This is a genomic window from Acinetobacter sp. CY79 (assembly GCF_059515845.1).
On the sequence record NZ_JCAKMY010000014.1, the window covers coordinates 1 to 16,658 of the forward strand.

Annotated in this window: 10 protein-coding genes and 1 tRNA gene; all 11 read left to right on the forward strand. The window is 37.8% G+C overall.

The window, feature by feature from the left end; translation table 11 throughout:
* Positions 1–457 precede the first annotated feature (457 nt).
* The 11 genes from cysS to AC5YCE_RS07355 all read left to right on the forward strand — a co-directional run bounded on the left by cysS (position 458) and on the right by AC5YCE_RS07355 (position 16,649).
* Entirely contained in the window at positions 458–1,879 is a 1,422-nt protein-coding gene (cysS, locus tag AC5YCE_RS07305) for a cysteine--tRNA ligase (protein WP_496171559.1), read from the forward strand.
* Between the two features lie 62 nt (positions 1,880–1,941).
* Positions 1,942–2,017, forward strand: a tRNA-Gly gene (locus AC5YCE_RS07310).
* A gap of 261 nt (positions 2,018–2,278) precedes the next feature.
* Positions 2,279–3,256, forward strand: coding sequence for a KpsF/GutQ family sugar-phosphate isomerase (locus tag AC5YCE_RS07315; RefSeq protein WP_496171610.1), 978 nt, complete (start codon positions 2,279–2,281; stop codon positions 3,254–3,256).
* Positions 3,257–3,259: 3 nt separating this feature from the next.
* Entirely contained in the window at positions 3,260–3,799 is a 540-nt protein-coding gene (locus AC5YCE_RS07320) for a KdsC family phosphatase (RefSeq protein WP_496171560.1), read from the forward strand.
* A 40-nt stretch (positions 3,800–3,839) separates the two neighbouring features.
* Positions 3,840–4,385 (forward strand): LPS export ABC transporter periplasmic protein LptC, encoded by a 546-nt coding sequence (gene lptC / locus AC5YCE_RS07325; RefSeq protein ID WP_496171561.1) that lies wholly within the window; start codon positions 3,840–3,842, stop codon positions 4,383–4,385.
* Positions 4,372–4,935 carry a lipopolysaccharide transport periplasmic protein LptA gene (gene lptA, locus AC5YCE_RS07330; protein WP_496126496.1) on the forward strand — a complete coding sequence of 188 codons (564 nt, stop codon included), beginning with the start codon at positions 4,372–4,374 and terminating at the stop codon, positions 4,933–4,935. The genes lptC and lptA overlap by 14 nt, the downstream gene beginning before the upstream one ends.
* On the forward strand, positions 4,935–5,681 hold the full coding sequence (gene lptB, locus AC5YCE_RS07335) for an LPS export ABC transporter ATP-binding protein (RefSeq protein WP_496126497.1): 747 nt from the start codon (positions 4,935–4,937) through the stop codon (positions 5,679–5,681). Before lptA ends, lptB begins: the two co-directional genes overlap by 1 nt.
* A gap of 197 nt (positions 5,682–5,878) precedes the next feature.
* The gene (locus tag AC5YCE_RS07340; protein WP_496171562.1) at positions 5,879–7,363 is read left to right on the forward strand and encodes a TolC family protein; all 1,485 of its coding nucleotides are present in this window, start codon (positions 5,879–5,881) and stop codon (positions 7,361–7,363) included.
* Positions 7,360–9,498 carry a type I secretion system permease/ATPase gene (locus tag AC5YCE_RS07345; protein WP_496126499.1) on the forward strand — a complete coding sequence of 713 codons (2,139 nt, stop codon included), beginning with the start codon at positions 7,360–7,362 and terminating at the stop codon, positions 9,496–9,498. The genes AC5YCE_RS07340 and AC5YCE_RS07345 overlap by 4 nt, the downstream gene beginning before the upstream one ends.
* Positions 9,495–10,682, forward strand: a complete 1,188-nt coding sequence (locus tag AC5YCE_RS07350; protein ID WP_496126500.1) for a beta-barrel domain-containing protein — start codon at positions 9,495–9,497, stop codon at positions 10,680–10,682. The genes AC5YCE_RS07345 and AC5YCE_RS07350 overlap by 4 nt, the downstream gene beginning before the upstream one ends.
* 333 nt (positions 10,683–11,015) lie before the next feature.
* Positions 11,016–16,649 carry a type I secretion C-terminal target domain-containing protein gene (locus tag AC5YCE_RS07355; protein WP_496171563.1) on the forward strand — a complete coding sequence of 1,878 codons (5,634 nt, stop codon included), beginning with the start codon at positions 11,016–11,018 and terminating at the stop codon, positions 16,647–16,649.
* Positions 16,650–16,658: the final 9 nt, after the last annotated feature.

The window sequence follows — 16,658 nt, forward strand, 5'->3', positions numbered from 1 at the left end:
AAAAATATTAATGATTTTTATTTTAATTTTTATTTAATGGTGTGGTTTTTAGATCTACGTTTTTTTAAATTCTTTGGTATTTGGTGATTCTGTTATAAATATTTTAATATTGATGATACTTTAGTCTAAATTTTAGAATAATTTATTTTAAAATGGTAACTGAATCACATTTTTTATATTTTGATGGTTTTTTAATTTTCATTCAAACTTAATAAGAATTCTAGAATTTGTTTATTTGTGTGACTTTAATCACATTTGGTTTTCATGTTTAAAATATTTAAAAATGATGAAGGGGCTGATTTTAAGAAGTATGAATTTTTGGCTGGATATATCAATATCGACCGAAAGACTAATTTAAAAGCTTATGCTATATGGATAAAAAATTTCCTGAAAACTTTATGAAAAATAGTGCTTAGGTTAAGATGAGCCATCTTTGTATTTAGCATTTAGAAAACCTATGCAACCATTTGTTCTTTACAACTCAGAGCAACGTAAAAAAGTAGAATTCGTTCCCCGCAAAGAAGGACATATCGATATGTATGTCTGCGGTATGACAGTCTATGATTATTGTCATATTGGTCATGCGCGTGTCATGGTTGCATTTGACTACATTATTCGTTTCTTACGTAGTCAAGGTTGGAGTGTTAAATACGTTCGCAATATTACTGATATTGACGACAAAATTATCAAACGCGCAAATGAAAATGGAGAAAGCATTACCGCTTTAACAGACCGCTTCATTAACGCTATGAATGAAGATGCTGAAAGTTTAGGCTGTTTACATCCTGATGAAGCACCGCGTGCGACAGACTATATCGATCAAATGCAAAATATGATTGGTACGCTTGTCAACAAAGGTACAGCTTACCCATCAGCAAATGGCGATGTTTATTTTGAAGTTGAAAAATTTGCAAAATATGGTCGTTTATCTGGACGTAAACTTGAAGATATGCAAGCAGGCGCATCTGATCGTGTTGATGTAGAAGTTGAAAAAAAGCATCCATTCGATTTTGTACTGTGGAAACATGCGAAAGAAAATGAACCCTCATGGGCTTCACCATGGGGCAATGGTCGTCCGGGATGGCATATTGAATGCTCAGCAATGTCGACATGCTGCTTAGGAAATCATTTCGATATTCATGGCGGTGGTTCAGATTTAACATTCCCACACCATGAAAATGAAATTGCACAATCAGAAGCTGCAACAGACGAACAATATGTTAACTATTGGATGCACGTTGGCTTTATCAATGTTGATGGTGAGAAAATGTCGAAGTCACTCGGCAATTTCTTTACTATTCGTGATGTGATGGATAAGTTTCATCCAGAAGTAATTCGTTATTTCATTGTATCTTCGCATTATCGTAGCCCTGTGAATTTTTCAGATGCTGCTTTAAAAGAAGCGAAAAATACATTGTCACGTTTCTATCACTCTTTCAAAGCATATCAGCAAAGCTATGGTGTTGACGCTACAACGACACCTGATGAAGTTTTAGTTGAGCGTTTCAATACTGCAATGCGCGATGATTTTAATACCTCTGAAGCCATTGCAGTATTGTTTGAAATCAACAAAGCATTAAATACATCTGTTAAAGAAGAGCAGGTGGATCAAGCAGCTGTTTACTATGCAACCTTACGTCATTTAACCAATGTTTTAGGTTTGGTTCAGCATAATGTAGATGACTTCCTAAAGTCAGATATTGGTCAAGAAGCTTTAGGTTTAAGTGCTGAACAAATTGAAGATCTGATTCAACAGCGTAAAGATGCGAAGAAGGTAAAAGAATTCGCCAAAGCTGACGAAATTCGTCAGTCATTGTTAGACCAAGGTGTTGTGCTTGAAGATACGCGACAAGGCACAATTTGGCGTCGTGCTGATTAATTAATCAAACAAAATTATAGAGAGTTGACATCACCATATAATTCTCTATAATTCACCTCATTGCGGGAATAGCTCAGTTGGTAGAGCATAACCTTGCCAAGGTTGGGGTCGGGAGTTCGAGTCTCCTTTCCCGCTCCAGAATACGAAAAAGTCCTCATCATTAGATGAGGACTTTTTTTATGCAGAATAAAATAAAGTTGTCTTTATTAGGATTGGATAAACGTGATTTTGCTGATGTTGTTTAAGATATTTGGCAATAATAATCTTGACTGTAGTTTTGTGAAAAATATAAGTTTTTGATCATGTATATTTTATAGATATGATAAAATTACACAACAAATTTATTTGCATCAGATCGTTCAGTTCTGACTAAAGGTTGAGAAATTGAATTCAGAAAATATGCCCAATCCAATTGATTTCCAGCAAGTTGCGATTGAAACATTGGCCATTGAACAAAAAGCATTGGAGATTCTTGCTGGGCAAATTGATGATCGCTTTACTCAAGCATGTCAAATTATTTTGCAATGTAGCGGGCGTCTTGTTGTTACAGGTATGGGTAAATCAGGACATATCGGTCGTAAGATGGCGGCTACCTTTGCTTCAACGGGCACACCTTCATTTTTTATGCATCCAGGTGAAGCTGGCCATGGCGACTTAGGCATGATTGTTCGGGGGGATGTACTGATTGCAATTTCTAACTCGGGTAAGAGTGATGAGATCATGATGCTGATGCCATTAATCAAGCATTTAGGTGTGCCACTCATCACAATCTCTGGTGATGATAAAGGTCCGATGCCACAAAATGCTGATGTGGCTTTAACATTGGGGAATATCCAAGAAGCATGTCCATTGGGTTTAGCACCGACATCAAGTACAACGGCAACATTGGCATTAGGTGATGCGTTAGCGGTGGCATTGTTAGAAGCACGTGGATTTACAGCAAATGATTTTGCCATGTCTCATCCAGCAGGTGCATTAGGAAAACGTTTACTTCTTCATGTGAAGCATTTAATGCATACAGGTGATGAGTTACCCAAAGTATCTCCAGATACACCAATGAATAAAGTTTTATACGAAATCTCTAATAAACGTCTAGGTTTGACCACAATTGTCGATGATAATGACGTTCTACTGGGTATTTTTACGGATGGTGACTTGCGACGTTTAATCGATAAACAGCAAGGTTTTGATGTGGCTTTAGCTGTATCGGATGTGATGATTCGTAGTCCAATGACCATTTCGCAAGACGCTAGAGCAGTTGTGGCGCTTGAACAAATGAATGAGAAAAAAATTAATCAATTTGTTGTCGTCAATGAAATCAATCAAGTGATCGGTGTTATTGGTATGCATGATTTAATTCAGGCTGGAGTAAATTAAGTAATGGCATCATATGTTTTGTTAGAACAAGCACGTCATGTTGAAGCTTTGGTTTTAGATGTAGATGGTATTTTGAGTGATGGATTTGTAACTTTAACAAATTCAGGTGATGAAATTAAATCATTCGATATCCGAGATGGCTTAGGCATGAAGCTTGTTCAGCAAGCGGGTATCAAAGTGATCATCATTACGGGTCGTAAGAGTCATATTGTTGAAAAACGAATGTCTGATTTGGGTGTCGATCTTGTTTATCAAGGACGTGAAGATAAAGGTGTTGCTTTAAAAGAAGCTTGCGCTCAGTTTGGTATTTCTCCTGAAGATTGTTTGTATATGGGTGATGATTGGCCAGATTTATCAGCATTTGCCATTGCGGGTATGAAAGTTACTGTGCCAAATGGCCATGTTGAAGTTCGACGTCGTGCGGATCTGGTGACTCAAGCCTATGGTGGATGTGGTGCAGTTCGTGAAATTTGCGATATGCTTCTAACATCGAAAGGTGTTTATCAAGAACTCCTTGAAAAATATGCAGCAGTACCGCATTAATAATGTCTTAGCGTGACATATTCAATAAAGTAGATGATTTATGGATACTCGAGTCTTATATGTCACAGCAGTATTGATTGCCGCAATCAGCGGCGGATACTATTATTACAGTGGTAAAGGCAATAAATTAGATGTTGCTTCAGGGCAGTCTATGACTTATTCGGCGAAGGGTGTTCATTTATTGCAAACCGATCAGCAAGGTCATCTCTATGTAAAAGCGACTGTAGATGATCTTCAGCAAGACATGAAAACTCAGTCTTCGCAATTGAATAACCTCAATGCATCTATTTATAATGCTGGAAAGGTGGATTCTACTTTTCATGCAAAAAAAGTGCATGGCTATGACGACAATAAAAAAGTTGTGCTTTCGCAAGATGTAAAAGCAACTCAATTGGGCCCACAGGGTGCAATAGTATTTAATACGGATGAGTTGACTGCGTATCCAGATTCACGGACGATTGAGACCAAGCATCCAGTGATGGTTAATGCGCCGAATGGTCAATTTATGAGTCAGGGTTTACAAGCGGATTTAACTACAGGGCAATACGAATTCTTTAATATTCGAGGAACATATGCACCAAAATAAACAACACTCTTGGATTTTATCTAATTTTAAAAACACGGTCCTTGGAGTGGGATTAAGTGCATTGTCAGTTTTTGCCTATGCATTGCCCAGTGATCGTAATCAACCTATTTCATTGTTGGCGGATCGTGCGACTTATAATGATAAAACGGGAATTACGACCTATACCGGTAATGTTGTGATTGAGCAAGGCACCATGAAATTGAATGCTGCTGCAATCGTTGCGAATTTGAATTCGAATAAACAGATTAGCACCATTACAGCAACAGGTACTCCCGCAAAGTTCCAACAGCAACTTGAAACCAATCGTGGCATTGCACGTGGTGAAGCACAAAAAATTGTTTATAACGCTGAAACAGGTATTTTAAATTTATCTGGTAACGCTTATTTGTATCAAGATGGTGCAAGTATTCGTGGTAATACCCTCAAATATAGTATGAATAAAGGCGATATTGAGGTTTCAGGTGGGTCTAGTGCAACAGGTTCTAAAGGTCGGGTGCAAATTATCATTCCTCCATCAGCTTCAAAAGGTACACCTGGAGTGCGTGATTAATGCAAACCCCAGAAAATCAAATTCAAACGCTTAAAATCAAACATCTTGCAAAAGTATATAGCAAACGTTGGGTTGTCAAAGATGTTTCGTTCGCAATGCAAAGTGGACAAATTGTCGGTTTGTTGGGACCCAATGGAGCTGGTAAAACAACAAGTTTCTATATGGTGGTTGGCCTTGTTCAAATGGATAAAGGTGAAATCCATTTGGATGATTTAGATATCTCTGATTTGGCAATGCACGAACGTGCACGTCAAGGCATTGGATATTTGCCTCAAGAAGCCTCAATTTTTAGAAAACTCACCATTTCTGATAATATTATGGCGATCTTGGAAACACGTAAAGATCTAAACAAGCAACAACGTCAACAGCGTCTAAAAGAGTTATTAGAAGATTTTAAAATTACCCATATCAAGGATTCATTGGGTATGAGTGTTTCGGGCGGTGAGCGACGTCGTGCTGAAATTGCACGTGCATTGGCGGCTGATCCAAAATTTATGCTTTTAGACGAACCTTTTGCTGGGGTTGATCCTATTTCTGTTGGTGATATTAAAGATATTATTCGCAATTTAAAAGATCGTGGAATTGGTGTGTTAATTACAGATCATAATGTTCGCGAAACACTAGCGATCTGTGAACATGCCTATATCGTGAGTGAAGGTGCTGTGATTGCAGAAGGAACACCGGAAGAAGTTCTTGCGGATGAAACAGTGAGAAAAGTTTATTTAGGTGAAGATTTTACCGTTTAAAGTAACCACTCAGCACTTATAAAATATCTTGTTTTATAAGTGTTTACACTGTAAATTACCAAAATAAGTGTTCAAAGCTATAATGTGTTTAGAAATATTATAATAGTATGTAGAATAAGCCAACTTATATGGTGCTAGTCTCAAAATAATTTAAAATGAGAAAAAATGTGGAAAAAAACAGCTTAAAACGGCATAGAATGTTGCATTTGACAGTGGTTTTGTTAAGTTTACATTCGTTAGAAGCTTATGCAGAGCAATCCAAGGTTAATTTTCAAACTGTAAAAGATAACGTTCAAAATCTTTTTACACCAAAATCCTCAGAAGATTATCGGAAAGTTCAACTCAATGAGTTGAGTAAATTTGAATATGATCCAAATCAAGTTCAAAATTTACCGCTGATTTCAAGTCATTCCCAAGGGGTTGCTGATTCCTCTAAAAAAATTACAGGGACTAGATTATCACTCTTTGATGCAGTTCAAATTGCCGTATCGAGACATCCTGAAATTTCTCAAAGTATTTCAGCACTTGCTTCACAAAATGCCAATATAGATGTTGCTAAAGCGGGTTACTACCCTCAATTGAGTGCCGGTATTTCAACCGGTGATATGACCAGTGGTAATCAGCGTGGTCGTCAATTAATCAATCTCAATGCAACTCAAATGCTTTATGATTTTGGCAAAGTTAAAAGTGCTGTAACGATACAAGAAGCTCGTTTAATGGCTTCACAAGCAGAATTGTTGGTTGCGATTGATCAAATTGCGCTTGAAGTTGCAAATGCGATTGTGAATATCAGACGTTATGAGGAAGTCACGCGAATTGCGCAGGAACAGATTCGAGGTATATCTCGTATAGCTGAAATTGCCAATCTTCGTGCTAGAGCAGGGATTAGTAGTCAAGCCGATCCGATTCAGGCGCAATCTTATTTAGAAGCAGCCCAATCTAACCTAATTGTTCAAGAAACCCAATTAAACCTTTATAGACAACGTCTAAAAACGCTTTTAGGTTCAGATATTACAGAGGTTAAATTTGATATTCCTGAAAGCTTGATCTCTCGATCAAATATCTACAGTGATCCTGAGTTTAATAAAATTCCAGCAATGATGCTGGCTAAAGCGCAAGTTGATGTAGCCGCTTCTGAAAAAAGACAAACCAATTTAACGCGTTATCCTACGATTAGCGTTCGTGGTGGGGTAAATAAGGCAATTAATGGGGTTAATCCTAATAACAATAAAGATGATGGAACGGATAGTTCGATTATGTTAGAGGCCACCAGTAATTTCTATCAAGGTGGTGCAGTAGCATCTCAAATTCGAGCCGCAAGCTATGCCGAAGAAGCTGCAAAAGCACGTGTCAATGCTACTTATTTAGAAACCATTGATAATATTCGATTAGCCCAAGAACAAATTGAGAATAAACAAAGACAAATGAAAACGTTGGTTGCCCAACAGGCAACGTCAGTGAGAACCAAAGAGTTGTACCAAGAACAATATAAATTGAGTACCCGTACAGCAGTCGATTTATTGAATGCTGAACAAGCTATTCATAGTGCAAATACACAAATAGAATCCGCACGTTACGATATTTATGACAATTTAGTGCAGTATGTTTCTGCCGCAGGTAAATCCCGAGATGTCTATCAGCTTAATAACCTTTCCATTCAAGGGGTAGAGATACAACCATGAATACAAGAATAAATTATCAACCATGGTTACAGGGTGTTTTGACTGTAGCAAAGCATTACCGTATTGAAACTTCTGCTGAAAGAATACGTTTAGAGCTTAATTGGAATCAAAATCAGAGTATTGATGATGTTTTAGCATTGATGACTCGCCAAGTCGGCCTGCATCTTCGTAAAGTCGAATTTAATTCAGATCTTTTAAATCCATGGCGTTTGCCCGTTTTAGTGGGATTTAAAGATGGTCAAGTCGGTGTTATTGACAAGGCTGATTCAACTGGAAAAGTCAGTGTTCAATTGAGTGGTGATGAAGGTTTAGCACAAACATTCAGTGCTGAAATGTTGTCCCAAATCATTGACCGAGTTTATGTATTACGTCCTGAGACTTCAGTTCCAGATGCACGTATCGATGAATACATTAAACCTTATGAAAAAAGCTGGTTCTGGGAAATTGTTTTAAAAGACTGGAAACGGTATATCGATATTATGTTTGCTTCAATGTTGGCAAATATTTTAGCGTTAGCTACGATTGTATTCTCAATGAACGTGTATGACCGTGTAATTCCTGCGCAATCCATTCCTACATTATGGGTATTAGCGGGCGGTGTTTTAATCGCTGCAATTTTTGAATTTGCACTTAAATATTCTCGTTTAATTTTGTCAGATATGATCGGTAAACGTGCTGATTTACGTATTTCGGACAAAGTATTTGGTCACGCGCTACGAATTAAAAATAGTGAACGATCAAAATCTACAGGTACATTCATTTCTCAAGTGCGTGAGCTTGAGGGGGTTCGTGAACTAGTCACATCGACGACTATTACAGCTTTTGCTGATTTACCATTTTTCTTCTTGTTCTTAGGAATTTTCTGGCTGATTGGTGGCAACCTATTCTGGGTCATTTTAGTGGTTGTTCCATTAATGATCATTCCTGGATTGCTGGCTCAGAAAAAACTTGCTGCGCTGGCACAAGAAGGTATGCGTGAATCTTCGATACGTAACGCTATTTTAGTTGAAGCCGTTCAAGGTATTGAAGACATCAAACTGTTACGTGCTGAATCTCGTTTTCAGAATCAATGGAACCACATGAATGACGTTTCTGCTACGGTCAGTATGAAACAACGCAAAATTGTGGGCGTGTTGAGTTTATGGACTCAAAAGCTTCAAGGCCTGACATTTGCTATTGTTGTTTTAGTCGGTTGTTTTGCAGTAATGAAAGGTGATATGACCACAGGTGCATTGGTGGCTTGTTCAATCTTATCCTCGCGTATGTTAGCGCCAATTGCACAAATTACAGGGGTGTTGGGTCGCTATCAACAAGCTAAAACTGCGAAGGAAGGTCTTGATGAGTTGATGAAAAAACCAGTTGACCATCCCGATCGTCAGCAACTGATTCAACGTCAAGTTCTGAATGGTCAATACGAATTAAGCGGTGTGGTCTTTAAATACGGTGAAGATGATCCTAAACCAAGTGTGATTATTCCTAAACTGGTTATCAATCCAGGTGAAAAAATTGCAATTCTTGGACGGAATGGTGCGGGTAAATCGACGATCCTTCAATTGCTTTCAGGTATGCAAACAGCCACTCAAGGTAAAGTGAAGTTAGATGATATCGATATCACATTACTTGATCCTTCTGATATACGTCGTGATGTAGGATTATTGAACCAAAATGCACATTTGTTTTATGGAACTGTACGCGAGAATTTAACACTGGGTGCACCATTAGCAACAGATAACGATTTAATCAAAGCATTAACCGTGACCGGTGCAATTAACTTCATTCAAGAAAAGAAAGAAGGTCTAGATCATATTATTCTTGAGGGTGGTGTAGGATTCTCTGGTGGTCAACGTCAGGCATTATTACTCTCTCGACTATTGATTTGTGAACCTAACATTTTACTTCTTGATGAACCGACAGCTGCAATTGATGATGTTTCAGAGAAACAATTAATCGATCATATGAAGGTTTGGCTGGGTCATCGTACCATGGTGGTCGCAACGCATCGTCGTGCAGTTCTCGAATTGGTTGATCGTATCATTGTGGTTAACGAAGGTCGTGTGGTAATGGACGGGCCACGTGATCAAATTTTAAATAATAATATGCAAGCGCAAGGTTCAAATTCGGGGGCTAGATCATGAGCGAAGAATTAAAAAATGAACGTTCACTGAAAGTTACTCAGCTTGAACCACCACTACCGAAAGTGAGTGTGACCATTTGGATAGTGGGCATAGGTTTACTTGTACTGTTAATTTGGGCAAGTTTATTCAAATTAGAGGAAGTTTCTCAAGGGACGGGTAAAGTTGTTCCAACCTCTAAAGAACAAGTGATCCAATCTCTTGAAGGTGGTATTTTAACTAAGCTTGAAGTTAAAGAAGGCGATATTGTTCAAAAAGGTCAAACTTTAGCACAATTAGATCCGACGCGTTTTGCCTCTAATGTAGGTGAGTCAACCTCACTTTTAATGTCATCGCAAGCTACGGCAGCTCGTTTACGTGCTGAGGTGAATGGCACGCCCTTAGCTTTTCCAGAAGCGGTTTTGAAATATCCTAAATTGGTTCAGGAAGAGACTCAACTTTATCAGTCACGTCGTGCGAACATGGAAGAATCAATTTCAGGTTTGAAAGAAGCATTGGCGCTGGTTCAGCAAGAGCTTCGCATGACCGAGCCTTTGGTTGCAAAAGGTGCTGCGAGTGAGGTAGAGGTTTTACGTCTAAAACGTTCTGCAAATGATTTACAAAATCAAATGAATGACGTGCGTAATCAGTATTATGTACAAGCACGCGAAGAACTCTCTAAAGCCAATACTGATGTTGAAACACAGCAACAAGTTATACTTGGTAAATCTGATAGTTTAAATCGTACGATATTCAAAGCACCTGTCCGCGGTATTGTAAAAGAAATTGATGTCATGACCTTGGGTGGTGTAATTCCACAAAATGGTAAATTGATGACGATCGTACCTTTGGACGAACAATTACTGATTGAAGCCCGTATTTCTCCACGAGATATTGCTTTTATCCATCCAGGTCAAGAAGCTTTAGTTAAGATTACTGCGTATGACTATTCTATTTATGGTGGATTAAAAGGTAAGGTAACGGTAATTTCTCCTGATACTTTACGTGATGAAGTCAAACAAGATCAGTTCTACTATCGTGTATATATCCGTACTGATACAGACAAGCTGTATAACAAAGCTGGTAAAGCTTTTGCGATTACTCCAGGTATGGTGTCATCTGTTGATATTAAAACAGGATCTAAAACGATCATTGAATACTTGTTGAAACCATTCAATAAAGCAAAAGAAGCTCTAAGAGAACGATAGGTTTCGGTCACAGTTTCGATCTTTAAAAACCCGATTTCTTTAAGTCGGGTTTTTTTTGATCAAATTTAATTTATATATCAAAAAAAATGTATAATAAAGTTTTAGTTTAAACATAATTTTTTGATTTAAAAAAAATACGGATTTATTTATGTAATTTTGAAAATGTGTGACCTTGTTCATGTTGTTTTTAGTGAAGCTATAATAATTATTAAGATTGACTATATTTTATAATTTATTTCTCATTTATCTAAAATTCTGTTATCTATTTTTTCTTGTTTAAATGGATTTATTTGATTATCTTCACCAATTATTAAGCATGATTGGGTTCTTAAAATGGATAAATTGCCGTTAAATAATTCAGCACATGAATTACATCGTGTGCGTGAATATTTTAATAATATGGACAATTCAGCTGATTATCTAATCGATGCTGAAGTAGTTAAAAAAATTCAAAAAGAAGATGATCAAATTATTGTTTATACCCAAAATGATGAAAAGATCACAGTCAATCACCTTTACCACAATGAGACAAGTACATTCTTTGTCATACAAGACTCAAATCAAACAAAATCGATTGTAGCGTTTTCCGCTCTTGAGCAAGACAAAGTGATTAACCATTTTGAGACGTATACTTACGCTGTTGTTGAATCTAATCAAATTGAACAATCAAATGAATTGCAAATAGAGTTTAGTACTGAAGAATATAAGATCCAGCCCTTATCGACGATCCCATCGAATCCGGTAAAGCAAACGATATCACCATTTTTAATTGATACGATTGCACCTATCATTGAATATAAACTCCAAGATAAGAAAATTACAATTCAAAGCAATGAAACTGTAGTTGTTAGAATATTAGATGATGAAGATAATGTTATTGCTGAAGGTTCAGTTCAAGCTAATGGTACCACTGATTTTAATCTTATATTTAATCGGCCTACAGAATATATTTATATCATTGCAAAGGATTACTCTGGTAATGAAACAATTCATAAAGAAAATGTCGTTGATAATATACCGCCTTATTTAATTGATCATTATGTTGATAGTGAAGGTCGACTGGTTCTCATTTTTAATGAAAAACTAGATGAGATTAATTATATTAGTCCTGAGTTATTTAATATTGTAGTAGATCAAACAAATGCCACGATTGATACAATTGAAGTTGAAGATAGTCAAATTACAATTCAACTCGATGAACCCGTTTATATGGGACAATCTGTAAGTTTGGATTATAACGATCCAAGTGCTCAAAATGATTTTAATGTCATCCAAGATGAAAGTGGTAATGATGCAGTCGATTTTAATATCACATCACTAAATAACTATTCAAAGCAGCAGCCTGAAATCACACCGACACCTTCACAAATTGTCTTTTTTGATGATGTCGGGAATGGACAGGAGGCAGATGGTTTACCACGCATTGAAGAAATTGAACACTTAAGCGTGACCAATGATGCTGAACCCACCATAAAAGGTCAAGGTGAAGCTGGATATACGATTCTGGTTTACGCAGATGGGTCACTTGTAGCTACCACTACGGTAAACGCAAAGGGAACGTGGGAAGTTGAATCACCTTGGTTAGATGATGGGTTGCATCATTTTTCATTTGTGCAACAAAGTCCATCGGGTTTGCAGTCATTACCTACACCAGATTTCTCATTTACTGTAGATACTAGGATCGCATCACTTGAATCGGGAGATCATCAGATCACTCAAATCGAGGGTGAAAACTTTGTAGTTGCGAATCGAGAAATAGATGATCAACTATTAACAGTGAAAGGGCAAATCACCGGACTAGCGTCTGACGATTATGTCTCCCACATCGAAGTCGAATTATTCATTGAACATTTAGGTCAATCGATCAGTATTACACTGGATGCAGCTGAGCTGAATACGGATGGTTCATGGACAGCCCAAATTCCTTTAGAGACGCTTGAACTTATAAGTGGTCAAGCACAGGTCACAGCCCAAGCATATATTCAAGACCAGGCGGGTAATCAAGCGACGCTTAGTACGGGTGTACAACCTTTTGAAATTGCATTGAGTTACGCTCAACCGGATGCGGCTGAGGTCAATTTTGAAACCGTTCAAAATGAATATGTCCTTGATACTGTGAGCTCAACACAGTTTCTCAACATTTTAAATGTTTCGAATCAATTAAATACTCAACTTCAAAATGGAACCTCTATTTCGATTGCAGAAAATCCAGATGCTGGGTCACGTATGGGGCGTAGTTCAACAGAGCCAACTCAATACACAGTCAACTCCGATGTAAAAGGAACAATTGTTCTGAGCTACCAGGATATGTCACTACTTTCTGTAGCAAAGTCTTATGGGATTGCACTGCAAAAATTAGATGAGAAAGGTCAGTGGCAACATCATATGGCTGCATCGTTGAACACTGACGGGGTTGTGGCATCTTTAGGTACCCAATATGCATTAGGTGCAATCGATCAAAATGGGAATCGCACTTTAACCTTTGATGGATTAGATGCAGGTGATTATCGAGTATCGACTTATATCGTACCGAGTGAATTAACCCAGTTACTGACCGATATCGAACTTAAAGAATTGGGTTCCGACGGCACGTTGTTGGGTCAGAAAAACCAAGATTTTTTACTTCAAGCGGTTTCTAAAGCATTGGGTGAAGAAAATCCTTCGACAATTGAATTGATGAACATTGTTAAAGGAGTTTTAAAAGCATTAAACACAGTCACCGTACCCATCTCTTATATTTTAGATCGTTTGGTTGATTTGCCGATTTTACGAGAAATTCTGGGTGTGCTGGATAAATTGGTAGATTCGGTTGTTGCTCCTTTGGTTACCAACACTTTAGAGTTACTGAGAAATATTGAATTTAATATTAGCTATAGTGAAAGTTATGTGACCACGACGCCAGTCCAAGGTAACGTATTAGAAAATGATTTTGCGGGTGATCCTTCAATTATCTTAACGCAAGTCAGTGTATTTGATGGCTATCAATATCAAATCGTTGATATAGAACCTAATCAAAAAACTGAGATTAAAGGGCAATATGGGACTTTGATAATTGGTGCCGATGGTCAGTACAGCTATTTCGCGAGTGCATCGAGTAAAGATATCAATGCGGTAGAGTTCTTTGAGTATACGGTGCGTCAAAACAATATTGAGCAAGTTACTGAATTCCAGATTAAAATTAATGGTCAAGATCAATATCATTTATCGGCTGTAAATGATGAACAGTATCTGAATTTAATGGTTGATCCGACAGTCGTCAGCCAAGATTTGAAAAGTGTTACAGCAGGAGGTTTAGCATATATTGGTTTAGGCAGTGTCCTCGATCTCAATACCATTCAATTTGATAATGTGCTGCAGTTTGATGTCGCACACGATACTCAGCGCCAGATTCAATTGAAAGCTGAATCGGGTGGGGTGCAAGTGCTGACAGATTTTGATTTGTTTATTTACAAATGGAATGCTGAATTCCAGCAATATGAACTATATCAGCAGCATGCCGATTGGTTTGGTGTAGCTTTATTGGGTGGGGTATCAGACGAGTTGACCATCACTCTAGATGCAGGTCAATATATTGCGATGATTGAACCAAATCGTGGTATTAATGCATTGTATGGGTATACCCTTAAAACCACACAAGATTTATTGCTTGATTATCGTGAGCCACTGTCAGTGTATGGACAAGCTACAGGCAATGTCATCCATGATATTAATCAAAATTTGGGCAGTAAAGACTACAGCCCGAACCTTGATAAGCTGTATTTGACTGCGCTCAATGGTCAGACCCTTGTTCAGGATCAGCTTAATAATGGACTGACTGTGGAGGGTCAATATGGCACCTTAGAAATTTTTGCGAATGGCCATTATGTTTATACAGCTTATGATGAGAAACGTTTTAATTATGGTGATCAAGAAACGTTTACTTACAGCATTTATGACCCAATATTAGATCAACTACAACATGCTGAACTGACGATCACGCTTGATTTAAACGATTTTAATCCAGACATGGATACTGTGAATGTGAATCTAGAGATTGACCCGAGCGAGACGTATTACTCAAATCTAGCTGCAAGCAATTCAGTCACTTCAGGCAAGAAGTCAACTACAGGTTTTGGGGTCGTCGGTATAGGTCTTGGAGATGTTTTATCGGCTGATGTCATTTCAAGTAAGCCTGGTCTGAGCATTAAGGTCGGTCAAGGTGAGTTGGTTTCGATGCAGTTCAGTGCAACGGGAACTTCTGTGGTCGGCCTTGGAAATGTCTCCGACCTAGTCATTTATAAGAAAAATGCGCTCACAGGAGAGTACGAGCTCTATCACAGCAGTGAAAGCTTCCTGATTGTGCCGATTGCATTATTAGGCATTCCTTTAGGGGGAATCTACAACAAACCTGAACAAGTCATGTTCCCTGAAGGAGAATATGTTGCGTACTTGACGACCAACGGTGTAAGCGTGATTGGTGGAAACACCCTCACGGCCGATCATATGACAGTATATGACTATAACCAAGTCGAGCAATATTCAGGCGTTATTGAAGCGACGGTTGAAATGGAAAGTGATCAAATTGTTTCTGCTCTCAATGATCAAGCTATAACACAACAGAATCTTGTGATTCAAGGTAAATATGGTGTGTTGACCATGCAGCCAAATGGTCAATATCGTTATGAAGTAGATAACGCTATTCAGCCACCGCAGTATGGCAAAGTCGACACATTCAGTTATGTGAAAACCAACACAGTGACAGGTGAAAATGAAGTTGCTATTTTAAATATCAAATTAGCAACACTTGATGCACAAGCTGATTTGGTTGATGCGCAGGGTGAAGACTTAGCTGTTTTTTCTGCCATGACCAATAAATTCGATGAATCAATTGCTGTTTTCGATTCAACATCACTTTTATCAAAATCGAATCGTGTTCAGGCAACAGCACTGGATAAATTTTCTAAGAAAATTCACTTTAATATTTTGGATGACGGACAGTCTAAAGGTCTTAAATTGAGTTTCGAGGGGCTGGCGGATATTTCATCAGCCAAGATTGATTTATCTTACCAATTAATTATGGTCAAGGATCATACGGGCAAAACCGTGAATCAAGTAATGCACAGCGACTCAATATCTCAAACGACACAAGCTAAGCTGAATCTAGAATTACATGATATGGCCGTCGGTGAGTATACCCTTGAGTTGAATATGCCGGGCAAGGCGGGTTCGTTACGTTATTATGGTTATGATGTCAAAGTATTCAATCAGTTTAATGATCAATGGGCTCAAGATCCTGAACAGGACAATCCTGTGATTGAAGGTAACCTATTGGCTAATGATCAACTCAATCAGGATTTGTTGCCACATACTGTACTTAAGATCAATAACAAGACCATTACTTTAGATCCGAATCTGACTCAAACTGAAATTAAAGTGACAGGTCAATATGGCGTGCTCACCTTGAAAACAGATGGACATTATACTTATCAAGCCAATGGTCATGGTGCAGGTAAAGAAATCTTTGTGTATGAGTTAATTTCACCAACAGGTGATCGTGATAAATCAACTCTAGAAATTGAAGTCGCTCAACACATTCAAGGCTCTTACGTAGATGATATCGTACATAGCAGTGCCTCAAATGATGTCTATTTTATGTCAGAGGGGGCGGATACGATTATCTTTGATCTACTGAATACAAGTGATGCAACAGGTGGAAACGGAACAGATACATGGGTGGACTTTGATCAAAATGATCGTATTGATATTTCTGAATTGTTGATTTCAAATCATCAAGGTCACTTGACCGATTATATTTCAGTTGAGACTGAAAATGGTAACACGGTAATTTCAATCGATCGTGATGCAAAAGCTTTTAATAGCCAACAAGTCGAAATTGCTAACCAGTTCGATTCGACTCAGCTCATCATCTTACAAGGGAAAGATATTTCTCTTGAGCAGTTGCTACAAAACAATCAAATTATTTATTAAACTCTAATT